This is a genomic window from Enterobacter hormaechei ATCC 49162, from assembly GCF_001875655.1.
In the GTDB taxonomy this organism is placed as follows: Bacteria; Pseudomonadota; Gammaproteobacteria; order Enterobacterales; family Enterobacteriaceae; genus Enterobacter; species Enterobacter hormaechei.
Window position 1 is genome coordinate 3239344 of sequence record NZ_MKEQ01000001.1, and the last position, 24425, is coordinate 3263768.

At 56.9% G+C, this 24425-nt stretch carries 26 protein-coding genes; 19 read left to right on the forward strand and 7 right to left on the reverse strand.

Going from position 1 to position 24425, the window contains the following annotated elements; all coding sequences use genetic code 11:
* Nucleotide 1 precedes the first annotated feature (1 nt).
* From qseE to glnB, 4 genes are all read left to right on the forward strand, one after another.
* A complete protein-coding gene (gene qseE / locus BH712_RS16150) occupies nucleotides 2–1435 on the forward strand; it encodes a two component system sensor histidine kinase QseE/GlrK (RefSeq protein ID WP_032674131.1) in 1434 nt (477 codons plus the stop codon).
* Entirely contained in the window at nucleotides 1432–2184 is a 753-nt protein-coding gene (qseG, locus tag BH712_RS16155) for a two-component system QseEF-associated lipoprotein QseG (RefSeq protein ID WP_001063628.1), read from the forward strand. Before qseE ends, qseG begins: the two co-directional genes overlap by 4 nt.
* Nucleotides 2181–3518, forward strand: coding sequence for a two-component system response regulator GlrR (gene glrR, locus BH712_RS16160; protein WP_006811552.1), 1338 nt, complete (start codon nucleotides 2181–2183; stop codon nucleotides 3516–3518). The genes qseG and glrR overlap by 4 nt, the downstream gene beginning before the upstream one ends.
* An 80-nt stretch (nucleotides 3519–3598) precedes the next feature.
* A complete protein-coding gene (gene glnB, locus BH712_RS16165) occupies nucleotides 3599–3937 on the forward strand; it encodes a nitrogen regulatory protein P-II (protein WP_003860685.1) in 339 nt (112 codons plus the stop codon).
* A gap of 80 nt (nucleotides 3938–4017) precedes the next feature.
* On the opposite strand, the gene hmpA is transcribed toward glnB, so the two are convergent.
* Nucleotides 4018–5208, reverse strand: a complete 1191-nt coding sequence (gene hmpA / locus BH712_RS16170) for an NO-inducible flavohemoprotein (RefSeq protein ID WP_006811551.1) — start codon at nucleotides 5206–5208, stop codon at nucleotides 4018–4020.
* 304 nt (nucleotides 5209–5512) lie between these two features.
* On the opposite strand from hmpA, the gene glyA reads away from it, so the two are divergent.
* Nucleotides 5513–6766, forward strand: a complete 1254-nt coding sequence (gene glyA, locus BH712_RS16180; protein WP_006811549.1) for a serine hydroxymethyltransferase — start codon at nucleotides 5513–5515, stop codon at nucleotides 6764–6766.
* Nucleotides 6767–6820: 54 nt separating this feature from the next.
* Here the strand turns inward: glyA and BH712_RS16185 are convergent, their stop codons facing one another.
* Nucleotides 6821–7243, reverse strand: coding sequence for a DoxX family protein (locus BH712_RS16185; protein ID WP_006811548.1), 423 nt, complete (start codon nucleotides 7241–7243; stop codon nucleotides 6821–6823).
* 172 nt (nucleotides 7244–7415) lie between these two features.
* Here BH712_RS16185 and BH712_RS16190 point away from each other — a divergent pair, with 172 nt between their 5' ends.
* On the forward strand, nucleotides 7416–8555 hold the full coding sequence (locus BH712_RS16190) for a 3-phenylpropionate MFS transporter (RefSeq protein WP_003860673.1): 1140 nt from the start codon (nucleotides 7416–7418) through the stop codon (nucleotides 8553–8555).
* Here the strand turns inward: BH712_RS16190 and csiE are convergent, their stop codons facing one another.
* Nucleotides 8556–9833 (reverse strand): stationary phase inducible protein CsiE, encoded by a 1278-nt coding sequence (csiE, locus tag BH712_RS16195; RefSeq protein WP_006811547.1) that lies wholly within the window; start codon nucleotides 9831–9833, stop codon nucleotides 8556–8558.
* A gap of 125 nt (nucleotides 9834–9958) precedes the next feature.
* Between csiE and BH712_RS16200 the strand changes: the two genes are divergently transcribed.
* Nucleotides 9959–10597: a DUF1007 family protein gene (locus BH712_RS16200; RefSeq protein WP_006811546.1), complete on the forward strand. Its 639-nt coding sequence runs from the start codon at nucleotides 9959–9961 to the stop codon at nucleotides 10595–10597.
* The gene (locus BH712_RS16205; RefSeq protein ID WP_006811545.1) at nucleotides 10588–11568 is read left to right on the forward strand and encodes a nickel/cobalt transporter; all 981 of its coding nucleotides are present in this window, start codon (nucleotides 10588–10590) and stop codon (nucleotides 11566–11568) included. Before BH712_RS16200 ends, BH712_RS16205 begins: the two co-directional genes overlap by 10 nt.
* Before the next feature lie 59 nt (nucleotides 11569–11627).
* Here the strand turns inward: BH712_RS16205 and suhB are convergent, their stop codons facing one another.
* Complete coding sequence (gene suhB, locus BH712_RS16210; protein WP_003860668.1) at nucleotides 11628–12431, reverse strand: inositol-1-monophosphatase; 804 nt, start codon at nucleotides 12429–12431, stop codon at nucleotides 11628–11630.
* A gap of 132 nt (nucleotides 12432–12563) precedes the next feature.
* Here suhB and trmJ point away from each other — a divergent pair, with 132 nt between their 5' ends.
* The 11 genes from trmJ to sseB all read left to right on the forward strand — a co-directional run bounded on the left by trmJ (nucleotide 12564) and on the right by sseB (nucleotide 21324).
* The gene (gene trmJ / locus BH712_RS16215; RefSeq protein WP_032674130.1) at nucleotides 12564–13289 is read left to right on the forward strand and encodes a tRNA (cytosine(32)/uridine(32)-2'-O)-methyltransferase TrmJ; all 726 of its coding nucleotides are present in this window, start codon (nucleotides 12564–12566) and stop codon (nucleotides 13287–13289) included.
* A gap of 236 nt (nucleotides 13290–13525) precedes the next feature.
* A complete protein-coding gene (gene iscR, locus BH712_RS16220; protein WP_003860665.1) occupies nucleotides 13526–14017 on the forward strand; it encodes a Fe-S cluster assembly transcriptional regulator IscR in 492 nt (163 codons plus the stop codon).
* A gap of 117 nt (nucleotides 14018–14134) precedes the next feature.
* Complete coding sequence (gene iscS, locus BH712_RS16225) at nucleotides 14135–15349, forward strand: cysteine desulfurase (RefSeq protein WP_006176692.1); 1215 nt, start codon at nucleotides 14135–14137, stop codon at nucleotides 15347–15349.
* A 24-nt stretch (nucleotides 15350–15373) separates the two neighbouring features.
* Entirely contained in the window at nucleotides 15374–15760 is a 387-nt protein-coding gene (gene iscU / locus BH712_RS16230) for a Fe-S cluster assembly scaffold IscU (RefSeq protein WP_003860661.1), read from the forward strand.
* Between the two features lie 13 nt (nucleotides 15761–15773).
* Complete coding sequence (iscA, locus tag BH712_RS16235) at nucleotides 15774–16097, forward strand: iron-sulfur cluster assembly protein IscA (protein WP_003860659.1); 324 nt, start codon at nucleotides 15774–15776, stop codon at nucleotides 16095–16097.
* 79 nt (nucleotides 16098–16176) lie between these two features.
* A complete protein-coding gene (gene hscB / locus BH712_RS16240) occupies nucleotides 16177–16692 on the forward strand; it encodes a co-chaperone HscB (protein ID WP_006811542.1) in 516 nt (171 codons plus the stop codon).
* A gap of 14 nt (nucleotides 16693–16706) precedes the next feature.
* Nucleotides 16707–18557: a Fe-S protein assembly chaperone HscA gene (hscA, locus tag BH712_RS16245; protein WP_006811541.1), complete on the forward strand. Its 1851-nt coding sequence runs from the start codon at nucleotides 16707–16709 to the stop codon at nucleotides 18555–18557.
* A gap of 1 nt (nucleotide 18558) precedes the next feature.
* Nucleotides 18559–18894, forward strand: coding sequence for an ISC system 2Fe-2S type ferredoxin (fdx, locus tag BH712_RS16250; protein ID WP_003860652.1), 336 nt, complete (start codon nucleotides 18559–18561; stop codon nucleotides 18892–18894).
* A gap of 1 nt (nucleotide 18895) precedes the next feature.
* Nucleotides 18896–19096, forward strand: coding sequence for a Fe-S cluster assembly protein IscX (gene iscX / locus BH712_RS16255; protein WP_003860650.1), 201 nt, complete (start codon nucleotides 18896–18898; stop codon nucleotides 19094–19096).
* A gap of 53 nt (nucleotides 19097–19149) precedes the next feature.
* Nucleotides 19150–20436, forward strand: coding sequence for an aminopeptidase PepB (pepB, locus tag BH712_RS16260; protein WP_006811540.1), 1287 nt, complete (start codon nucleotides 19150–19152; stop codon nucleotides 20434–20436).
* Nucleotides 20437–20547: 111 nt separating this feature from the next.
* Nucleotides 20548–21324: an enhanced serine sensitivity protein SseB gene (sseB, locus tag BH712_RS16265; RefSeq protein ID WP_006811539.1), complete on the forward strand. Its 777-nt coding sequence runs from the start codon at nucleotides 20548–20550 to the stop codon at nucleotides 21322–21324.
* Nucleotides 21325–21341: 17 nt separating this feature from the next.
* On the opposite strand, the gene BH712_RS16270 is transcribed toward sseB, so the two are convergent.
* From BH712_RS16270 to BH712_RS16280, 3 genes are all read right to left on the reverse strand, one after another.
* Nucleotides 21342–22112: a MurR/RpiR family transcriptional regulator gene (locus BH712_RS16270; RefSeq protein WP_006811538.1), complete on the reverse strand. Its 771-nt coding sequence runs from the start codon at nucleotides 22110–22112 to the stop codon at nucleotides 21342–21344.
* Complete coding sequence (sseA, locus tag BH712_RS16275) at nucleotides 22112–22957, reverse strand: 3-mercaptopyruvate sulfurtransferase (protein ID WP_006811537.1); 846 nt, start codon at nucleotides 22955–22957, stop codon at nucleotides 22112–22114. Before sseA ends, BH712_RS16270 begins: the two co-directional genes overlap by 1 nt.
* A 90-nt stretch (nucleotides 22958–23047) precedes the next feature.
* On the reverse strand, nucleotides 23048–24415 hold the full coding sequence (locus BH712_RS16280) for a 6-phospho-alpha-glucosidase (protein ID WP_006811536.1): 1368 nt from the start codon (nucleotides 24413–24415) through the stop codon (nucleotides 23048–23050).
* Between the last annotated feature and the right edge of the window lie 10 nt (nucleotides 24416–24425).

A 24425-nucleotide genomic window follows, 5' to 3' on the forward strand; every position in this document is an offset into this window, starting at 1 on the left:
GTTGAAACGCTGGCCCGCTTTCCCTCGCTCCCTGCGACAGCTCGTTATGATGGCCTTCCTGCTGATCCTGCTACCGTTGCTGGTTCTGGCGTGGCAGGCATGGCAAAGCCTGAACGCGTTAAGTGCCCAGGCGGCCCTGACTAACCGCACCACGCTTATCGATGCCCGTCGTAGCGAGGCAATGACCAACGCCGCGCTGGAGATGGAGCGTAGCTATCGTCAGTACTGCGTGCTGGACGATCGCACGCTGGCGAGGGTCTATCAGAACCAGCGTAAACGCTACAGCGAAATGCTGGACGCCCATGCCGGTGTCTTGCCGGATGACAAACTTTATCAGGCGCTGCGTCAGGATCTGAACGATCTGGCGCAGCTCCAGTGCAAAAACAGCGGTCCTGATGCCGCCGCCGCCGCCCGACTTGAAGCCTTTGCCAACGCCAATACGGAGATGGTTCAGTCCACCCGGACGGTTATCTTTTCCCGTGGGCAGCAACTTCAGCAGGAGATTGCCGAGCGCGGCCAGTTCTTCGGCTGGCAGGCGCTGGTGCTGTTCCTCGTCAGTCTCGGGCTGGTACTGCTCTTTACCCGCATGATCATCGGCCCCGTAAAGGGGATCCAGCGGATGATTAATCGCCTGGGGGAGGGTAAATCTCTCGGGGATACGGTGGTTTTTAAAGGCCCGCGCGAGCTGCGCTCGGTCGGTCAGCGCATCATCTGGCTTTCTGAACGCCTGGCGTGGCTGGAATCGCAGCGACACCAGTTCCTGCGCCATATCTCACACGAACTCAAAACACCGCTGGCCAGTATGCGTGAAGGCACGGAGCTGCTGGCCGACGAAGTGGCGGGGCCGTTGACCCCTGAGCAAAAAGAGATCGTGGCGATTCTGGATGCCAGTAGCCGCAATTTACAAAAACTTATTGAACAACTGCTGGACTATAACCGCAAGCTGGCGGATGGTGCAGTGGTGCTTGAGAGCGTAGAGATTGAACCGCTGGTAGACATGGTGATCTCCGCCCATAGCCTGCCAGCAAGAGCTAAAATGATGCATACCCAGGTGGATCTCAATGCGCCAGCCTGTCTTGCAGAACCGATGCTGTTAATGAGCGTGCTGGATAATCTTTATTCCAATGCGGTGCACTATGGTACTGAATCCGGTACCATTTATATCAGAAGCTATAACAACGGTTCGCGGGTATTTATTGACGTAGCGAATACGGGAAGCCCGATTCCGGATGATGAAAAAACGATGATATTTGAACCCTTCTTCCAGGGGAGTCATCAGCGAAAAGGTGCGGTAAAAGGAAGTGGTCTGGGGCTGAGTATTGCCCGCGACTGCATACGACGCATGCAGGGTGAGCTTAACATCGTGAGTGATGAACGCGCCGATGTCTGTTTTCGTATCGAACTGCCTCTTGAGCCGGAAAAATCAATGAAATGAATAACAACCTGGTGAGTATGTCACACGTCTTTTTCCGCGCACTGCGCGCGGTGTTTTCCAGCAAAAATGTGCGCCTGAGCCTGCCCTGCATACTGCTGGCTGGCTGTGTCACCCATGCGCCGAAAAGCGCAATTAGCCAAAAACAGGAAGATAAATGGCCGCAAAAACAGCTGGCCGATTTCCTTTCAACACCTTGCGATGATATCTGGAGCCTGTCGGGGCGTGATGTGGAATCCAATCCGCTCTTCTGGCTGCGCGGAATAGACTGCGCCCAGCGGCTGGCACCCGCCGAGGCCCGTGCCCAGGCGGCGATGCTGGTGGACGATACCTGGCAGGACGCGTTTAAACGCGGGATCGTGATGGCTGATGCCAGAATCACGCCAGTCGAACGCCGCGCTAACGTGACGCGGCTCGATACTTACGTGATCAATATTCCCCCGCAGGTGCGCCCGGTCTATCAGCTCTGGCGGGACGGACAAACCCTGCAACTACAGCTGTCTGAAGAGCGTTTCCGCTACAGCAAATTGCAGCAGTCGAGCGACAGCGAGCTTGATGCGCTTCGCCAGCAGCAGGAGTCGCTGCGCGAGCAGCTGGAAACCACCACCCGCAAGCTTGAAAACCTGACCGATATCGAAAGACAGCTCTCGACGCGTAAGCCAGCAGGCAGCTATCTGCCCGATGGGTCGAAAGGCAACGCTGCCACGACGCCAGACAGTGATACGCCGAAACAAGAGGATGTGAAGCCATGACAAGCCGTAAACCTGCCCATCTGTTACTGGTGGATGACGATCCCGGGCTGTTAAAGCTCCTGGGGATGCGTCTGGTGAGCGAAGGCTACAGCGTGGTCACCGCTGAAAGCGGGCAGGAGGGGCTGAAAGTGCTCAGCCGTGAGAAAATCGATCTGGTGATCAGCGATTTGCGCATGGATGAAATGGATGGTCTGCAACTGTTCACGGAGATCCAGAAGCAGCAGCCCGGGATGCCGGTGATTATCCTCACCGCTCACGGTTCCATTCCGGATGCGGTGGCCGCGACGCAGCAGGGGGTATTCAGCTTCCTCACCAAACCGGTGGATAAAGACGCCCTTTATAAAGCGATCGACAGTGCCCTTGAGCACGCGGCGCCATCCGGTGACGACGCCTGGCGTGAGTCCATCGTGACGCGTAGCCCTGCCATGCTGCGCCTGCTCGAACAGGCGCTGATGGTGGCGCAATCAGACGTTAGCGTGCTGATCAACGGCCAGAGCGGGACCGGGAAAGAGATCCTGGCCCAGGCGATCCACAACGCCAGCCCGCGCAGTAAAAATGCTTTTATCGCCATTAACTGTGGTGCGCTGCCGGAACAACTGCTTGAATCTGAACTCTTCGGCCATGCCCGCGGCGCCTTTACCGGTGCGGTGAGCAGCCGTGAAGGGCTGTTTCAGGCGGCTGAGGGGGGCACGCTGTTTCTTGATGAAATTGGCGATATGCCCGCGCCGTTGCAGGTCAAACTGCTGCGCGTGTTGCAGGAGCGAAAAGTGCGTCCGCTCGGCAGCAACCGCGATATCGATATCAACGTGCGGATTATTTCCGCCACCCACCGTGATTTACCCAAGGTGATGGCGCGCAACGAGTTCCGTGAAGATCTCTACTATCGACTGAATGTCGTCAACCTGAAAATCCCGGCGCTGGCCGAGCGAGCGGAAGATATCCCGCTGCTGGCAAATCACCTTTTGCGTCAGGCCGCCGACCGCCACAAACCGTTTGTGCGCGCGTTCTCCACCGATGCGATGAAACGCCTGATGACGGCAAGCTGGCCGGGTAACGTGCGCCAGCTGGTGAACGTGATTGAGCAGTGCGTGGCGCTGACCTCATCACCGGTGATCAGCGATGCGCTGGTCGAGCAGGCGCTGGAGGGGGAAAACACGGCGTTACCGACGTTTGCGGAAGCGCGAAACCAGTTCGAGCTGAACTATCTGCGCAAGCTGCTGCAAATCACCAAAGGCAACGTGACCCACGCGGCGCGCATGGCCGGGCGTAACCGTACCGAGTTTTATAAATTGCTCTCACGCCATGAGCTGGAAGCGAACGATTTTAAAGAGTAATACCGCAAAATTCGCCTGAATATGATACTGTGAGCAACCGATTACGAGGCTGCTTACTGGCAAGAGTTTAAGGACCCACCATGAAAAAGATTGATGCGATTATTAAACCTTTCAAACTGGATGATGTACGTGAGGCGCTGGCAGAAGTGGGCATCACCGGGATGACCGTCACTGAAGTGAAAGGTTTTGGTCGTCAGAAGGGCCACACCGAGCTGTACCGTGGCGCAGAGTACATGGTGGACTTTCTGCCGAAAGTGAAAATCGAGATCGTGGTGAGCGATGACATCGTTGATACCTGTGTGGATACCATTATCCGCACGGCACAGACCGGCAAAATTGGCGACGGGAAAATCTTCGTCTTTGACGTGGCGCGCGTGATCCGTATCCGTACCGGCGAAGAAGACGACGCGGCGATCTAACATTCTTGCCGGATGGCGCTGCGCTTACCCGGCCTACAAAACCCTTCGTAGGCCCGTGCAAGCGAAGCGCCGTCGGGCGATTACAGCACTTTATGCGGGCCGAAACATTCGTAATGAATGTTGTCTTTGTTAACACCCAGGTCTACCAGCTGCTTCGCGGCATACTGCATAAACGCCACCGGCCCACAAACGTAGAACTGCATCCCCGGTGCGCTGAACGCCCCTTCATGCTGCCCTAAATCCATCAGTCCTTCGCTGTCAAAACGTGCCGCTGCGCGGTCGTCTTCCGTGGGTAAACGATACCAGGTATGCGCGGTAAAGTGTGGCAGACCCGCCGCCAGCGTTTTCACTTCATCCGCGAAGGCGTGGACATCCCCGTTTTCGGCCGCGTGGAACCAATTAACCTGCGCGCTGTGGTTTGCTTTCGCCAGCGTATCCAGCATCGCCAGCATTGGCGTTTGACCAACACCTGCGGAGATCAGCGTCACTGGGGTATTCGTTTCAACGGCCATAAAGAAATCACCCGCTGGCGCCGCCAGATGAACGATATCACCCACGCTGGCGACGTTATGCAGCCAGGTCGAAACCTGACCACCTTCCTCACGTTTAACCGCAATGCGATAGCCTTTGCCGTTTGGCTTGCGGGTCAGGGAGTACTGGCGGATCTCCTGGTGCGGGAAACCTTCCGGTTTCAGCCAGACGCCCAGATACTGGCCCGGCTGGTAATCAGCAACCGGCTGGCCGTCAACCGGCTCAAATTCAAAGCTGGTGATAAGCGCGCTGCGCGGGGTTTTCTCAACGATACGGAAGGCGCGCGTGCCTTCCCAGCCGCCGTTCTTGCTGGCGTTTTCGCTGTAGATCTGCGCTTCGCGGTTGATGAACACATTGGCCAGCACGCCATATGCCTTACCCCAGGCGTCCAGAACTTCCTGGCCCGGGCTGAACATTTCGTCCAGGGTTGCCAGCAGGTGGCTGCCCACGATGTTGTACTGCTCGGGTTTGATCTGGAAGCTGGTGTGCTTCTGCGCGATTTTTTCTACCGCAGGCAGCAGGGCCGGCAGGTTTTCAATGTTGCTGGCATAGGCGGCAATAGCGTTGAACAGCGCTTCGCGCTGATCGCCGTTACGCTGGTTGCTCATATTGAAAATCTCTTTGAGCTCCGGATTATGCGCAAACATGCGATCGTAGAAATGGGCGGTCAGTTTAGGCCCCGTTTCAACCAGCAAGGGGATTGTGGCCTTCACGGTAGCGATGGTTTGAGCGTCGAGCATAGCAGCTTCCTTCTGATGTTACTTTAATGATGCATTTTAGATGCATCTTATAAAAATACCCCTGCAATGTAAATGGTTCTTTGCAACGTGAAAAATTTGCATCACAAAGCTGAAAAGAAATCCGTAGAAAATGGCGAGAGCTTTATTGCTCAAACCCTTGCGTGGCGTGGAGGTAAACGTTTGCGTAAAATCGTTTGTCAAGACCTGTTATCGCAGAACTATTCAGTTATACTGTTGCCCGTCGTCCAACAGGACTGCCTTTTCAGGCCAAAAATTTACTTGTTAGCTGAGTCAGGAGATGCGGATGTTAAAGCGTGAAATGAACATTGCCGATTATGATGCCGAACTGTGGCAGGCTATGGAGCAGGAAAAAGTACGTCAGGAAGAGCACATCGAACTGATCGCCTCCGAAAACTACACCAGCCCGCGCGTAATGCAGGCGCAGGGTTCTCAGCTGACCAACAAATATGCTGAAGGTTATCCGGGCAAGCGCTACTACGGCGGTTGCGAGTACGTTGATATCGTTGAGCAGCTGGCGATTGACCGTGCGAAAGAACTCTTTGGCGCTGACTACGCGAACGTCCAGCCGCACTCTGGCTCTCAGGCTAACTTCGCTGTTTACACCGCGCTGTTGCAGCCGGGCGATACCGTTCTGGGTATGAACCTGGCGCAGGGCGGCCACCTGACTCACGGCTCCCCGGTAAACTTCTCCGGCAAACTGTACAACATCATCCCTTACGGTATTGATGAGTCCGGTAAAATTGACTACGACGACATGGCTAAGCAGGCCAAAGAACACAAGCCGAAGATGATCATCGGTGGCTTCTCGGCTTACTCCGGCATCGTTGACTGGGCAAAAATGCGCGAAATCGCTGACAGCATCGGCGCGTACCTGTTCGTTGATATGGCGCACGTGGCGGGTCTGATCGCCGCAGGCGTTTATCCTAACCCGGTTCCACACGCTCACGTTGTGACCACCACCACCCACAAAACCCTGGCGGGTCCACGCGGTGGCCTGATCCTGGCGAAAGGCGGTGACGAAGAGCTGTACAAAAAGCTGAACTCCGCCGTGTTCCCAAGCGCCCAGGGCGGCCCGCTGATGCACGTGATCGCGGCAAAAGCGGTGGCGCTGAAAGAAGCGATGGAGCCAGAGTTCAAGGTTTACCAGCAGCAGGTTGCTAAGAACGCCAAAGCGATGGTGGAAGTGTTCCTGAACCGTGGCTACAAAGTGGTCTCTGGCGGGACTGAAAACCACCTGTTCCTGCTGGATCTGGTTGATAAGAACCTGACCGGTAAAGAAGCTGACGCTGCTCTGGGCCGCGCCAACATCACCGTGAACAAAAACAGCGTGCCAAACGATCCGAAGAGCCCGTTCGTGACCTCCGGTATCCGTATCGGTTCTCCGGCTGTGACTCGTCGCGGCTTCAAAGAGGCGGAAGTGAAAGAGCTGGCGGGCTGGATGTGTGACGTTCTGGACAACATCAATGACGAGGCGGTTATTGAGCGCGTCAAAGGTAAAGTACTGGACATCTGCGCCCGCTTCCCGGTGTACGCATAATTCCTCTGCTTTGCAGAAACAAAAAAGGCCGCGCTTGCGGCCTTTTTTTATGGGCTAACGCCGGTCGAGGGAGATGGCTCCCGGCCCGGTGATCGCCAGCAAAATAAAGGCGCCAGCGATACTCACATTTTTGTAGAAGTTAATCATGTTAGGGACGACGGCATCACCCGTCATATCCCAGTAATGGTGACCAATCACCGCTGTACCCAGCGTATAGAAGACAAAGATCACCGCGAGGGGGCGGGTGAAAAAGCCCAGCACGATAAGGATCGCGGCGGGGACTTCCATCACCACCGCAATAATCGCGGCCAGCATGGGCATGGGGGCGCCGAGCGAGGTCATATACTGAACGGTGCCGCTAAACCCCGTCAGCTTGGGATAACCGAAAATAATAAACAGGACCACAATGGCGATACGGGCAATTAAAAGCAGGAGAGAACGAGAGGAGCCGAAATCGAAATAACGTAAGCTGTTCATGGCAAACGACCTCTTCAGGCGATGTCTTATTAACGTAATACAGTTTTATCGCTCTCGCCATACGCTGTCCGGCTGATGATGATGTTAATTTTTAGTTAATTTATAGCGCGCTAACGACTTGCTAAAGTCAGGGATTAACGCCAGACTATCGCCTCCATTTCGGGAGGGATTCATGGTCTTGCATTCCACGCGCTGGCTGGCGCTCAGCTATTTCACCTATTTCTTTAGTTACGGTATTTTTCTGCCTTTCTGGAGCGTCTGGCTCAAGGGAATTGGTCTGACGCCTGAAACCATCGGCATCCTGCTAGGCGCAGGGCTGGTGGCTCGTTTCCTGGGTAGCCTGCTGATTGCGCCCCGCGTCAGCGATCCCTCCTTACTGATTAAAGCGGTGCGAATTCTGGCCCTGCTGACGCTGGTCTTTGCGGCCTGTTTCTGGGTCAGCCACCAGTTTGCCTGGCTGATGGTGGTGATGGTTGGCTTTAACCTCTTCTTCTCCCCGCTGGTGCCGCTGACGGATGCGCTGGCGAACACCTGGCAAAAGCAGATCACCATGGACTATGGCCGCGTACGCCTGTGGGGATCGATTGCCTTCGTGATCGGCTCAGCGCTGGTGGGAAAACTGGTCAGCCTCTATGACTACCGTGCCATTCTGGCACTGTTAACGCTCGGCATCGCCTCGATGCTGCTCGGTATGTTGCTGCGTCCATCGGTGATGCCGCAGGGCGAAAGCCGTCATCAGGAGAGTGCCGGCTGGCCCGCCTGGCGCTCGCTGGTGGCGCAAAGCTGGCGTTTCCTGGCCTGTGTCTGTCTGCTCCAGGGGGCACATGCGGCCTATTACGGTTTCAGCGCCATCTACTGGCAGGGGGCGGGTTACTCGGCTTCTGCGGTAGGCTACCTGTGGTCGCTCGGCGTGGTTGCGGAGGTCATTATCTTCGCGCTGAGCCAAAAACTGTTCCGTCGTTTCGGGGCGCGTGACCTGCTCCTGCTTTCCGCCGTGTGCGGCGTGGCGCGCTGGGGCATCATGGGCTGGACGACGGAGCTGCCGTGGCTGATTGTGGCGCAAATCCTGCACTGCGGAACCTTCACCGTCTGCCATCTTGCGGCGATGCGCTACATTGCGGCGCGAGAGGGTGGGGACGTTATTCGTCTTCAGGCGGTCTATTCAGCGGTGGCGATGGGCGGCAGCATTGCGGTGATGACCGTATTTGCCGGTTTCCTCTATCAGCACCTGGGGCACGGTGTGTTCTGGGTCATGGCACTGGTCGCTTTACCGGCCATCGTCATCCGCCCAAAGGTGGCTGCTCGCACGTAACTACGATTCGAGCATAACGCGAATATGTTCCTGCTGCTGCGTGTTCAGGGTCTCAACGGCATGAATGAGCGGCGGCGAGAACAGCGGCAGGGCGGTTGGATAGGGCGTAATGACCAGCGCTGCTTCGCGGGGGGCGCCCTCTTTTTTAAACGCTTCCAGGCTAAGATAACGAATATTGAGCGGCAGCAGCGTCAGCTCGCGAAGCTGCTGCTCAATCAGCTCCTCACAGGCTTTATCTTCCCCCGTTAACAGGACCACCTGTTTTTCATGCAGATCGGTTTCCTGCATCAGCCAGGCACCAAAAATCACCGCCACCAGAGCCATCTCTTCACCGGAGAATCGCAGACCAAATTCGGCTTCCAGTTCAAACAGCGCCTCTTTGGTGGTGCGGAGCAGCCGGGGGTACAGACGGTGGATCTCTTCCGGCAGACTGTTGTCGATACCAATATCAAATAAGGAGCGGTCCAGCGCCTGAGCGAGATGAATGTAAAGCTGATCGGTCAGCCCTTGCTCATCGCTGAAGTTCATCCCGGTTTGCGCCCGGAAACGGGCAATCATACGCACGATGGCGCGACGCAGGCGCTGATCCTGCTGGTGTTTATCCAGCACCGGGTCGGGCGTGCGGAGCATCATAAACAGCAGCGCCAGGAACAGTTGTTCATCGCTGTGCGTTCCCTGCGGAACGCGCCGCTTCCAGTGGCGGACAATTTCCTGCGCCGTAAAGTACTCCCCTCGGGACTGCGTCCAGCTGCGCTGAACGGGGGAAAACTGCGGCGTGTTGCCCAGATGATGCTGAATCAGACAGTATTGCAGATAAAGCTGTAAAAACTGCACGTCGCGGGTCTCAAACTGACGCTGAAGCTTGCGCGCGCAAAAGTTGATAAGCGCCCGAAGATTCGCATCGTCATAAAGCGGGCGGGCAATGCCGTGCTGTTTGAGCGCGGTTTTTAAGGCCGGGGTGAACTGTTGCGCGACAAAATGCGGACACAGCCGGAGCGCCCTGCGCAGCCAGTGCAGCAGGCACAAACGCTGGTTCAGGGCGGAACCCTCAATTCGGTAGCAGCCATCGTGGTGCGTGACGATATCAAGCCGATGATAGCGCTGGATTTCATCGCGCGTCTCGGCTATATCTTGCCGTGCCATGACGTCGTCCACGCCGTTGGCAGCGATTATGCTCTGTGCGGTGATGGCAGCATCGGGCAGGTAAAGCATCAAAAGCACCTGGCAGCGGCGCTGCGAACTGGAAAGCACAGATGGAATTTCAAGCGTCGTCATCATCTGTCGGGTATCCAGTGTGAATGTTTGATAAGAATAGCTAAAGGATGGGCGCTGAAAAGCGCACCGGCAGGCCTTTCATTCAGGATTGCTGGCGAACATCACAGAATTTTTGACGTGAGGAACAGATGCAAATAGTTAAACAAAGCGCGGTAGCGTTATTTTTGGCGGTTTTCACTTTCACTGCCTGCGCACACCCTCACAGTTTTATCAGCCTGAAAACCGAGCTGGTGACGGACGGCACACAGCTTAGCGGCCTGAAAATGCGCTGGACGATGGATGAAATCACCTCCGCCGATCTGCTGTACGATGCCGGTAATGCCAGGCCTGGCGATGAGATCTGGAAAAAGCTGGCGGCGGAAGTCATGGCCAATGTGCTGGGTCAGCACTACTTCACCGAGTTCTGGCACAACGGACAAAAGGTGAAGTTTCTTAACCGTCCCACCGAGTACGGCATGACCCGCGACGGCCATCAGGCGGTGCTTACGTTTATCCTTCCGCTGGCGCATCCGCAGCCGCTGGCCGGGCAGAAATACACGTTTTCCACGTTTGATCCAAGTTACTATGTCGACATGCATTACGCGGAGGACAGTGACGTGCAGTTGCCAGAAATATTGCAAAAAAGCTGTAAAATTGCCGTTCACACCCCGACACCCAGCGAAGAGACGCTGAACTTTGCCGTTTCCCTTGATAAAGAAGATGCGCCTCCAGAAGACATGGAATTAGGTAAACAGTTTGCGCAGGAGGTGACGTTGCAATGTCAGTGATCTCCTCCCCGGCTCGAAAACCGCGCCGCTGGCTCCCTCTGTGGCCGCTGGCGCTCTTTGTGTTGTTAGCGGTTGGCGGTGCGCTCTGGCTGTGGCAGGCATGGCCGCAGGTGATGATGAAAAGCATCCTCTGGCAGCGGGAAGTCAATCAGCAGATGAGCGGTCTGCTGAAAGCCGTGGCGGAAAATCCGACGAAAGCGGGCGGATCGCTTCTGGCGTTCAGCTTCATCTATGGCGTGCTGCATGCGCTGGGGCCGGGACACGGCAAAATCGTGATCACGACCTGGCTTGCCACGCATCCTTCAAAGCTGAAATCGAGTATCGGCCTGACGCTGGCTTCCTCTCTGCTTCAGGGCGGTGTGGCGATTGCGCTGGTCGTGGTCGTCCTTTCGTTGCTACAGCTGCCTGCCCGTCAGCTGCATATGAGCAGCTTCTGGCTGGAGAAGGGGAGCTACGCGCTGGTGGGCTTGCTGGGGCTACTCCTCTGCTGGCGAGCGCTGAAAAAACTGCGCGCGTTACTGCAAAAGCCTAAATTCAAAGCCTTTACGCCGCATCACGTTCACCATGAAAACTGCGGGTGCGGGCATCAGCATCTGCCGACGCAGGAGCAGTTACAGCGCGGTGACGACTGGCGCGCGCGCCTGATGATTATTCTGTCTATGGGAATGCGTCCGTGCTCGGGCGCAATTATGGTGCTGCTGTTCAGTAAAGTGATTGGCGTATTTGGCTGGGGCATGCTCTCGGCGCTGGCGATGGCGGCGGGCACGTCTCTCACCATTTCGTCTTTAGCGCTGCTGGTTCATAGCTTCCGTCAGCTGGCGATAAAACTCAGCGGCAATAAAACGCCGGTATTGTGGCGACAGGTTGGCTGGACGACGCTAGCGCTGGCGGGTGGGGTGATCCTGCTGGTGGCTGCGGTGACGATGTGGATGAGCGCGGTGCCGGTGGGGAGGGGATTACGGCCTTTCTAGCGTACTGAGGGATTGTGTAGGCCCGGTACGCGAAGCGCCACCGGGCTTAACAAACGGGATTAACGCTTCAGCGCATCGCTCAGTTCGTCACGCATGTTAGCCAGCATGGCTTTAACAACGCGTGGGTTACCTGCAACGATGTTGCCGGTAGACATATAGTTATGACCGCCGGTGAAGTCGCAAACAATGGCGCCAGCTTCACGTGCGATCAGCTCGCCCGCCGCAAAGTCCCATGGCTTCAGGGACAGTTCGAAGTAACCGTCAACGCGACCGGTCGCCACGTAGGCCAGATCCAGCGCCGCAGAGCCGGTGCGACGGAAGTCCGCGCATTCGGTGAACAGTTTGCCCAGGATATTCATATAAGTGGTTGCGTGCTGCTTCGCCTTGAACGGGAAGCCGGTCGCCAGGATGGTGCCGTCGAGATCGCGTGCATTGCTGCAACGCAGACGGTAGCCGTTCAGCTGTGCGCCCTGACCGCGGGTAGCGGTGAATAGTTCGTTACGCATTGGATCGTAAACAACGGCGACTTCAGTACGGCCTTTAATGCGTACTGCGATAGACACAGAGAAGTGTGGCAGGCGTTTGACGAAGTTGGTGGTGCCATCCAGTGGATCGATAACCCATTGAACATCCTGATCGGTACCTTCATGTTCACCGCTTTCTTCGGTGATGATGGTGTGCTGCGGGTAAGATTTGCGGATCGTTTCGATAATAATCGCTTCTGCGGCTTTATCGACGTTAGTCACGAAATCATTGCTGCCTTTCTGGCTGGTTTCTACGGAGTCTGGGGTTTCGTAGTGTTTGGCAATTACATTACCCGCCTTGCGCGCTGCGCGCACGGCGATGGTCAGCATCGGATGCATCGGTCTCTCTCACTGGATGTTAAAGAACAGGAAAATCGGCGCAGAGTATAGCAGCGGGATCGGATTATGTCTCTCGTTTATGATAATATGCCCGAATATTCTTCAGACACTGAATCCAGACATCTAAAAATTATGCTGCAAAACATTCGAATCGTGCTGGTCGAAACATCGCACACCGGCAACATGGGCTCTGTGGCCCGCGCTATGAAAACCATGGGCTTAACGAACCTGTGGCTGGTTAACCCGCTGGTGAAACCAGACTCTCAGGCTATTGCTCTGGCGGCCGGCGCCAGCGACGTGATCGGGAATGCGCAGATCGTGGACACCCTGGATGAAGCCTTGGCCGGTTGCAGCCTGGTGGTGGGGACCAGCGCGCGCTCCCGTACGCTGCCCTGGCCGATGCTGGACCCGCGCGAATGCGGCCTGAAAAGCGTCGCAGAAGCGGAACAGGCGCCGGTTGCGCTGGTGTTTGGCCGTGAACGCGTTGGCCTGACCAACGAGGAACTACAGAAGTGCCACTACCACGTGGCGATTGCCGCCAACCCGGAATACAGTTCGCTGAACCTGGCGATGGCGGTACAGGTGATCGCCTACGAAGTGCGCATGGCATGGCTGGCGACGCAGGAGAAACCGGTCGAACCTAAAGAAGAGGCGGCCTACCCGCTGGTGGACGATCTGGAGCGTTTCTACGGTCATCTGGAGCAGACGCTGCTCTCTACCGGCTTCATCCGTGAAGGCCACCCCGGCCAGGTGATGAACAAGCTGCGCCGTATGTTCACCCGCGCGCGCCCGGAAAGCCAGGAGCTGAACATCCTGCGCGGAATTCTGGCGTCGATTGAGCAGAAGAATAAAGCGTAATTTTGCGCGTTGTTGCCCGGCGGCGCTTTGCTTGCACGGGCCTACGGTTTTGTAGGTCGGGTAAGCGCAGCGCCACCCGACAAAAAAACGGCACGGAACGTTAAATACCTGACTAAAACAGTCAAGTAAATAGTTGACCAATTTAGTCAGGAATGTCAGACTTGGCCCTGCTATGCAATACCCCCATTTTACAATAAAAAACCCCGGGCAGGGGCGAGTTTGAGGTTAAGTAAGACATGAGACTGACATCTAAAGGGCGTTATGCCGTGACCGCGATGCTGGACGTTGCGCTCAACTCCGAAGCGGGCCCGGTTCCGTTGGCTGATATTTCTGAACGACAAGGGATCTCCCTCTCTTACCTGGAACAGCTGTTCTCCAGACTGCGTAAAAATGGACTGGTGTCCAGCGTTCGTGGCCCGGGTGGCGGTTATCTGCTGGGTAAAGACGCGGGTAGTATTGCGGTTGGCGAAGTGATTAGCGCGGTTGACGAATCCGTTGACGCGACCCGTTGCCAGGGTAAAGGCGGCTGTCAGGGCGGCGATAAATGCCTGACCCACGCGCTGTGGCGCGATCTGAGCGACCGTCTGACCGGCTTCCTGAATAACATCACCCTGGGTGAACTGGTTAATAACCAGGAAGTTCTGGATGTCTCTGGTCGTCAGCATAGTCAGGATTCACAGCGCAGCACCCGCACGCAGGACGCCATCGACGTTAAACTGCGCGCGTAATTAAAAAGATAAGTATTCAGAATCAGGCCGGGGTGGTCACACCCCGCGTACTCGGTCGTACATCCAGCCGGTTGCCTGATTCCTTGCATTGAAGCGATGTACGGAGTTTATAGAGCAATGAAATTACCGATTTATCTCGACTACTCCGCAACCACGCCGGTGGACCCGCGTGTTGCCGAGAAAATGATGCAGTGTCTGACCCTGGACGGAAACTTTGGTAACCCAGCTTCCCGTTCACACCGTTTTGGCTGGCATGCTGAAGAGGCGGTTGATATCGCCCGTAATCAGATTGCTGACCTGGTCGGTGCCGACCCGCGTGAAATTGTTTTCACCTCCGGTGCGACCGAATCCGACAACCTGGCGATCAAAGGTGCAGCCAACTTTTATCAGAAAAAAGGCAAGCACATCATCACCAGCAAAACCGAACACAAAGCCGTGCTGGATACCTGCCGTCAGCTGGAGCGTGAAGGGTTCGAAGTGACTTACCTGGCGCCACAGAGCAACGGGATCATCGACCTGAAAGAGCTCGAAGCGGCGATGCGTGATGACACCATTCTGGTCTCCATCATGCACGTTAACAACGAAATCGGCGTTGTTCAGGACATCGCTACCATCGGCGAAATGTGCCGTGCGCGCGGCATCATCTACCACGTGGATGCGACCCAGAGCGTGGGCAAACTGCCTATCGACCTGAGCCAGCTGAAAGTGGACCTGATGTCCTTCTCCGGTCACAAAATCTATGGCCCGAAAGGGATCGGCGCGCTGTACGTTCGTCGTAAGCCACGTATCCGCATCGAAGCACAGATGCACGGCGGCGGTCACGAGCGCGGCATGCGTTCCGGTACGCTGCCTGTTCACCAGATCGTGGGCATGGGCGAAGCATACCGCATTGCGAAAGAAGAGATGGAATCCGAGATGGCGCGCCTGCGTACGCTGCGTAACCGTCTGTGGGACGGCGTGAAAGATATGGAAGAAGTGTATCTGAACGGCGATCTCGAGCAGGGCGCACCGAACATCCTCAACGTCAGCTTCAACTATGTTGAAGGCGAGTCGCTGATCATGGCGCTGAAAGACCTGGCCGTTTCGTCCGGCTCTGCCTGTACGTCTGCAAGCCTGGAGCCATCCTACGTGCTGCGCGCGCTGGGCATGACCGACGAGCTGGCACACAGCTCTATCCGTTTCTCTTTAGGTCGTTTCACTACCGAAGAAGAGATTGACTACACCATCAAGCTGGTTCGTAACTCCATTGGCCGTCTGCGCGACCTTTCTCCACTGTGGGAAATGTTCAAGCAGGGCGTGGATCTGAACAGCATTGAATGGTCACATCACTAATCGGTACATAAGGAGAATTCAATCATGGCATACAGCGAAAAAGTTATTGATCATTACGAGAACCCGCGCAACGTTGGCTCTTTTGACAACAGCGACGAGAGCGTAGGTAGCGGTATGGTTGGCGCGCCAGCGTGTGGCGACGTGATGAAGTTGCAGATTAAAGTCAACAATGAAGGTATCATTGAAGACGCGCGCTTCAAGACCTACGGCTGCGGTTCTGCTATCGCCTCCAGCTCCCTGGTCACCGAATGGGTGAAAGGGAAGTCTCTGGACGAAGCACAGGCAATCAAAAACACGGATATTGCTGAAGAACTCGAACTGCCACCGGTGAAAATTCACTGTTCAATTCTGGCAGAAGACGCGATCAAAGCCGCCATTGCGGATTACAAAAGCAAACGTGAAGCAAAATAATTGAGGTTTGAGTATGTCGATTACCCTTAGCGACAGCGCTGCCGCGCGAGTAAGCTCTTTTCTGGCGAACCGTGGTAAAGGCTTTGGCCTGCGACTGGGCGTACGTACCTCCGGCTGTTCTGGTATGGCTTACGTACTGGAGTTTGTTGACGAACCGGCGTCTGATGACACCGTGTTTGAAGACAAGGGCGTGAAGGTGGTGGTCGATGGCAAAAGCCTGCAATTCCTCAACGGCACTCAGCTGGACTTCGTAAAAGAAGGCCTGAACGAAGGGTTCAAATTCACGAACCCGAACGTCAAAGACGAGTGTGGTTGCGGCGAAAGCTTCCACGTTTAACCGCGCGTCATCCGAAACCCCACCGTGGCTTACCCGCTACGCGTGGGGTTTGTTCTAACAGGCTACCCCTGAGATTGTTATGGATTACTTCACTCTCTTCGGACTACCCGCTCAATACCCGATCGATCTCCAGGCGCTGACGATCCGTTTTCAGGATCTCCAGCGTCAGTACCATCCGGATAAATTCGCCAGCGGGACGCAGGCAGAGCAGCTGGCTGCGGTATCACACTCCGCAACCATCAACCAGGCCTGGCAAACGCTGCGTCATCCCCTGGCGCGCGCAGAATATCTGCTCTCGCTCCACGGTTTCGATCTGGCGAGCGAACAGCATACCGTGCGTGACACCGCCTTTCTGATGGAACAGCTGGAGCTTCGCGAAGAGCTGGATGAGATTGAACAGGCGAAAGACGAAGCGCGTCTGGAACGTTTTATTCAACGCGTGAAGGGCATGTTCGATACCCGCCATCAGCAGATGGTGGAGCAACTGAACAACGAGACCTGGGACGTGGCGGCAGACACTGTGCGTAAACTCCGTTTTCTCGATAAACTGCGAAGCAGTGCTGAACAACTCGAAGAAAAGCTGCTCGATTTTTAATTTCGGAAGCAATTATGGCCTTATTACAAATTAGTGAGCCTGGCTTAAGTGCCGCACCGCATCAGCGTCGTCTGGCGGTGGGTATTGATCTGGGCACCACCAATTCCCTCGTGGCGACCGTGCGCAGCGGCCAGGCGGAAACGCTGGCTGACGAGCAGGGCCGCCATCTGCTGCCTTCCGTGGTCCACTACCAGCAGCAGGGTCATGCGGTCGGGTTTGATGCCCGCGCTAACGCCTCGCGCGATCCGGCCAATACCATCAGCTCGGTTAAGCGCATGATGGGCCGCTCGCTGGCGGATATCCAGGCCCGCTACCCGCACCTGCCGTATCAGCTTCAGGCCAGCGAAAACGGCCTGCCGATGATTGCGACCGCTGCCGGTCTGTTGAACCCGATTCGCGTTTCCGCTGACATTCTCAAAGCGCTGGCGGAGCGCGCCACGGCGACGCTTGGCGGCGATCTGGACGGCGTGGTGATCACCGTTCCGGCCTACTTCGACGACGCACAGCGTCAGGGCACCAAAGACGCCGCGCGTCTGGCGGGCCTGCACGTGCTGCGCCTGCTGAACGAACCGACGGCAGCGGCGATTGCCTACGGCCTCGACTCCGGTCAGGAAGGGGTGATTGCGGTCTACGATCTTGGCGGCGGCACCTTTGATATCTCTATCCTGCGCTTAAGCCGCGGCGTGTTTGAAGTGCTGGCGACAGGCGGGGATTCCGCGCTGGGCGGCGACGACTTTGACCATCTGCTGGCGGACTACATCCGCGAACAGGCGGGCATCAGCGATCGCAGCGATGTGCGCGTACAGCGTGAACTGCTGGATGCGGCCATCGACGCCAAAATCGCCCTGAGCGATGCACAGTCCGTCAGCGTGAACGTCGCAGGCTGGCAGGGTGAGATCACCCGCGACCAGTTCAGCGAACTGATTGCGCCTCTGGTTAAACGCACGCTGCTGGCCTGCCGTCGCGCATTGAAAGATGCGGGCGTCGACGCCAGCGAGGTGCTGGAAGTGGTCATGGTTGGCGGCTCAACCCGCGTGCCGCTGGTGCGCGAGCGCGTGGGCGAATTCTTTGGCCGCACGCCGCTGACCTCCATCGACCCGGACAAAGTGGTTGCCGTGGGCGCCGCTATCCAGGCCGATATTCTGGTGGGCAACAAGCCGGACAGCGAAATGCTGCTGCTGGACGTCATCCCGCTGTCGCTGGGTTTAGAAACCATGGGCGGCCTGGTGGAGAAAGTCATTCCGCGCAACACCACTATTCCGGTGGCACGCGCGCAGGAGTTCACGACCTTCAAAGACGGCCAGACCGCGATGTCGATCCACGTGATGCAGGGCGAACGCGAGCTGGTGCAGGACTGCCGCTCTCTGGCGCGCTTTGCGCTGCGCGGCATCCCGGCGCTGCCAGCGGGCGGGGCGCACATTCGCGTCACCTTCCAGGTGGATGCGGACGGTCTGCTGAGCGTGACGGCGATGGAAAAATCGACCGGCGTGGAATCGTCCATCCAGGTGAAGCCGTCTTACGGCCTGACCGATGGCGAGATCGCCTCCATGATTCAGGACTCAATGAGCTACGCCGAGCAGGATGTGAAGGCACGTATGCTGGCTGAACAGAAAGTTGAAGCCGCACGCGTACTGGAAAGCCTGACCGGTGCGCTCGCTGCCGATGCCGCGCTGTTAAGCGCCGCAGAGCGTCAGGTAATTGACCAGGCTGCCGCGCATTTAAGCCTGGTGGCTATGGGCCATGACGCTGACGCCATAGAAGAAGCCATTAAAAACGTTGATAAACAAACCCAGGACTTCGCTGCTCGCCGCATGGACAAATCTGTCCGCGTTGCGCTGAAAGGCCAGTCCGTGGACGAGGTTTAATATGCCAAAGATTGTAATTTTGCCTCATGCGGACCTCTGTCCGGATGGCGCTGTTCTGGAAGCGAAGACCGGTGAAACCATTCTCGATGTTGCCCTGCGTGCAGGTATCGAAGTGGAACACGCCTGTGAAAAATCCTGTGCCTGCACCACCTGCCACTGCATCGTGCGTGAAGGTTTCGACTCTCTTGCTGAGAGCACCGAAGATGAAGACGATATGCTGGATAAAGCATGGGGTCTGGAGCCAGACAGCCGCCTGAGCTGTCAGGCCGCGGTGACCGATGAAGATCTGGTCGTGGAATTCCCACGCTACACCATCAACCACGCACGCGAGCATTGATATGGGACTGAAGTGGACAGACAGCCGTGAAATCGGCGAAGCGCTCTACGACGCGAACCCGGATCTCGATCCGAAGACCGTACGATTCACCGACATGCATCAGTGGATTTGCGATCTGGAGGATTTCGACGATGATCCAAACGCATCCAATGAAAAAATTCTGGAGGCGATTCTGTTAGTCTGGTTAGATGAAGCAGAGTAAATCACTTAACGGGCTGCCTTCAGGCGGCCCGTTTGCTAATAAGGATAAATAAAATGACCGAAGCGATGAAGATTACGCTCTCCACGCAGCCTGCGGACGCACGCTGGGGCGAGAAAGCCACGTACAGCATCAACAACGACGGTATTACCCTGCACCTGACGGGCAAAGATGATTTGGGCCTGATCCAGCGCGCCGCGCGTAAAATTGACGGCCTGGGCATTAAGCATGTGTCGCTGGAAGGCGAAGGCTGGGACACCGACCGCAGCTGGGCGTTCTGGGCGGGCTACAAAGGGCCGAAAGGCACCCGCAAAATTGAGTGGGCGAACCTCGACGAAGCCGGTCAGAAAGAGCTGGAAAGCCGCCTGCAAATTATCGACTGGGTACGCGACACCATCAACGCCCCGGCAGAAGAGTTAGGTCCTGAGCAACTGGCGCAGCGCGCGGTTGACCTGCTGTGTGGCGTGGCGGGTGAAAAAATGTCCTACCGCATCACCAAAGGTGAAGATCTGCGCGAGCAGAACTACCTGGGCATCCACACCGTGGGCCGTGGCTCCGAGCGTCCTCCGGTCCTGCTGGCGCTGGATTACAACCCAACCGGCGATAAAGAAGCGCCGGTCTTTGCCTGTCTGGTCGGGAAAGGTATCACCTTCGACACCGGCGGCTACAGCCTGAAGCAAAGCGCGTTTATGGACTCCATGAAGTCTGACATGGGCGGCGCGGCAACCATCACCGGCGCGCTGGCGTTTGCCATTACTCGCGGTCTGAACAAGCGCGTGAAGCTGTACCTGTGCTGTGCGGACAACATGGTGAGCGGCAATGCCTTCAAGCTGGGCGATATCATTCGCTACCGCAACGGCAAAAACGTCGAAGTGATGAACACCGACGCCGAAGGCCGTCTGGTGCTGGCCGATGGCCTGATTGACGCCTGTGCGCAGAAGCCGGAGCTGATTATCGACATGGCGACCCTGACCGGCGCGGCGAAAACCGCCCTGGGCAACGACTACCACGCGCTGTTCAGCTTCGACGACAAGCTGGCCGCTCGCCTGCTGGCAAGCGCGGCTGCGGAAAACGAACCGTTCTGGCGTCTGCCACTGGCCGAGTTCCACCGCAGCCAGCTGCCGTCTAACTTTGCCGAGCTGAACAACACCGCGAGCGCGGCGTACCCGGCGGGGGCAAGCACCGCAGCAGGCTTCCTGTCTCACTTCGTTGAGAACTACCATGAAGGCTGGCTGCACATTGACTGCTCCGCAACCTACCGTAAAGCGGCGGTTGAGCAGTGGTCCGCGGGGGCGACCGGTCTGGGCGTGCGTACCGTGGCGAACCTGCTGACGGCTGAGTAATCGTTACCCCTCACCCCAGCCCTCTCCCCAAAGGGGAGAGGGTGTTCAAATTCCCTCTCTCCTTTGGGGAGAGGGTTAGGGTGAGGGGGAAATGCACCATCTGGAATAACTATGTCCGAAACCAAAAACGAATTAGAAACCCTGCTGGCGCAGGCGGCGACCGAGCCCGCCCACCGCCCAGCTTTTTTCCGTACGCTGCTGGAATCCACCGTCTGGGTGCCAGGCACCGCGGCGGAAGGTGAGCAGGTTGTCGAAGACAGCTCGCTGGATCTGCTGCACTGGGAGAAAGATGACGGCACGTCGGTGATCCCGTTCTTCACCTCACTGGAAGCGTTGCAGGAGGCGGTAGAAGACGAACAGGCATTCGTGGTGATGCCGGTGCGCACGCTGTTCGAGATGACGCTGGGGCAGACATTGTTTCTTAACGCCAAACTGCCGACCGGGAAAGAGTTCACTCCGCGTGAAATCAGCCACCTGATGGGTGAAGAGGGCAACCCGCTCAGCACCCAGGAGGTGCTGGAAGGGGGCGAAACGCTGCTGCTGTCTGAAGTGGCCGAGCCGCCCGCGCAGATGATTGACTCCCTGACCACGCTGTTTAAAACCATCAAGCCGGTAAAACGTGCGTTTCTCTGCTCCATCAAAGAGAGCGCTGACGAACAGCCCGTGCTGCTGATTGGTATTGAGGCGGACGGCGATATTGAGGAGATCATCCAGGCGGCGGGCAGCGTGGCGACCGACACGCTGCCGGGCGATGAGCCGATTGATATCTGTCAGGTGAAGAAAGGTGAGAAGGGCATCAGCCACTTTATTACCGAGCACATCACCCCGTTCTACGAGCGTCGCTGGGGCGGCTTCCTGCGCGATCTCAAGACCAACCGCATTATCTGATTACGGCGGGGTGAGCTTCACCCCGTTGCTTCCAGCAGCAGTAAATCCATCAGCAGCACCAGATTCGACTCAAACGACGTCACCCCTGCGGCTTCGGCGGCGAAGTGTACCGCCTCGTCATAGAGGGCAAAGTGCACGTCCGCCATTCCCGCCAGCGTATTGGCCGACGCGCGGGTAAAGGCGACAATCGTCATGCCGACGTTTTTGGCAATCCGCGCTTTATCCAGCACCTGCTCCGTTTCGCCGCTGCGCGAAACGGCAATAAACACCTGATAACGCGCGGCGTTGCTGAGGAAAATATTCCGGCTGTCCCCCGGTCCGGAGATAAACGCCGTTTTTCCCAGCACCTGCAACTTTTTGGTCAGGTACTCGGCAAAAAGATAGGAAAACCCGGCGCCGTAGAGAAAGAAGCTCTCTTTCTGGCGCAACAGGCTGGCAAACTGCTGGCGTTTGTCCTGGGTGACCCACTGGAAGGTGTGCTGATAGTTGGCAATGAACTGAGCAAAAAGCGCGGGCAATTCTGTCTGTTGCTCAGGCTGCACGGTGATATGCGGTGTATCAGAAAGCAGTTGCTTGCAGTGCCAGATAAACTCGCTAAAGCCACTGAAGCCTAACTTCTGGCACAGCCGCATAATCGTCGCGGTGGAGACAAATGTCGCCTGCGCCAGCTCGCGCACCGTGATGTTGCCCACCAGTAACGGATGCTCCGTAAGATGGGCGAGGACGCGATACTCTGCACGGGTCAGCGACGACCCGCGCGTTAACAGCGTAGCCAGGCGGTTATCCATTATTTTGCCGGTTCAACCGGCAGATCGTCTCGTGCACCCCATTCACTCCAGGCGCCGTCGTAGAGAGTCACGTCATTCGCGCCAAGGGTTGCCAGCGCCAGAATTACCACGCAGGCCGTCACGCCGGAGCCGCAGCTGGCAATAACCGGACGATGTAAATCAACGCCCGCACGTTCAAAAATGGCGCGCAATTCATCGGTAGTTTTCAGCTCACCTTCAAACACCAGATCGCCCCACGGCACGTTCAGCGCCCCTGGAATATGACCACGCCTCAGCCCCGGACGCGGTTCATCCGCTTCAGCGTTAAAGCGCGGCGCGGGACGGGCATCGACGATTTGTGCCGTCTTTTCATGGCTCACGACCAGCACATCGGTCAGGCGTTTCACCACGTGCGCGTCGAACGTCGCGTCGAACTCCCCTTCTGGCAGCGTGACGTCGCCCTGCTGAAGCGGCAGCTCATCACGCTTCCAGCCTGCAAGCCCGCCCGCCAGAATCGACACTTTTTCCACGCCGAAGTTTTTCAGCATCCACCACGCCCGCGGCGCAGAGAAGAGATTACCTTCATCGTAAACAACAAGATGTTTATCTTTGCTGATGCCCAGCTCGCGCATCGCCACGGAAAACGCTTCCGGGCGCGGCAGCATGTGCGGCAGGGGAGAGGTGTGATCGGAGAGGGCTTCGATATCAAAAAATACCGCGCCGGGCAGATGCCCTGCGCGATATTCATCGGGAACGTCACGATGCTCCTGGCCCGGCGGGGCCATACGCGCGTCAATAATCTGGACTTCCGGGTCATCGCCGTGCTCAATCAGCCAGTCGGCGGCGACAAAATATGAGGTGGACATGGGTTGCCTCCATTCTTTTCCGTAAAAAAGGATTGTCGGTGTTTTTTCTGACACCGACAAGCTAACCACGTTCAACTCGCGAGCAAGCCCCTATTTTTTCACCGCTTCGCCGTCCTGCCAGGCTTTTTGCAGCGCAGGCCAGTAGTCGCGGTTGGCTTCAATCATCTCATCCAGAATCGCCTTCGCGTGCTCCATGGTCGGCACGGTGCGGTTGAGGGTGAACGCCTGAAGCGCTTTCTCGTAGCTGCCTTCGATGGTCGCCTCTACCAGCAGCTGTTCAGACGCCAGCTGCTGTTGCAGCAGAGTCTGATGGAACAGCGGCACTTGCCCCATGCGCACAGGCTCCGGCCCTTCGGAAGTAATATAGGCAGGCACCTCGACCACCGCATCGTACGGCAGATTGGTAATCGCCCCGCGGTTCTCCACCATTACCAGATGACGCTGGCGCAGGTTGAACGCCAGCGAGCAGGCGACGTCCACGATAAACTCGCCGTGAACGCCAACGTGGAAGGCATCCGGTAAGATCCCGGTGCGCTTATATTCTTCGGCTGCGGCAAACAGTTTTTTCTCACGCCCGTTCATCACTTCGTTGGCGCGGGTATAGTCCGGGTTCTGATGCTCCACAATCTGGTTTGGCATCAGGTAGTACTGTAAATAAGGGTTCGGCAGGTACTCCGGGAAGAGATCCATGATCGGCTTGATGTTGCGCCAGGTTTTCACCCACGACGGATCCGAGTGCTGCGGGTCGGTTTTCGCGGCATCTTCCGTCAGCAGGCCAAACTTCGCGATATGTTTACGCAGCTCCGGTAATTTGTCCTCACCGTCCACCCGCACGTGGGTAAACCAGCCGAAGTGGTTGAGGCCAAAATAGTCCACCTCCAGTTTATGACGATCCACGCCCAGAATGGCGCCCATATTGCGCATGGCGGCAACCGGCATATCGCAGATGTTCAGCACGCGCGCGTTGGGGCGCAGGCGGCGCACGCCTTCAGCGACGATCGCCGCCGGGTTGGAGTAGTTCACGATCCAGGCTTTCTCATGCGCGTAGCGTTCCACCCGATCGATCAGCTCCACCATCGGCAGGATGGTGCGCAGGCCATACGCCAGCCCACCCGGTCCGCAGGTTTCCTGGCCGACCACGCCATGACGCAGCGGAATTTTTTCATCCTGCTCGCGCATTTTGTACTGTCCGACGCGCATCTGAGCAAAAACAAAATGTGCGCCGCTGAAGGCCACTTCCGGGTCGCTGGTGACGGTAAATTTGATGCTCTGGCTGTGGTCGCGAATGACCTTCTCTACCACGGGCGCAATGGTGTTCTGACGCGCCTCGTCGATGTCATACAGGCGAATCTCTGCCAGGGGGAAATCGTGCAGGCGTACCATCAGGCTTTTCACAATACCTGGCGTGTAGGTACTACCGCCACCGGCAATCGACAGAATAAATGGGGGTGTAAACATCTTTAGCTCC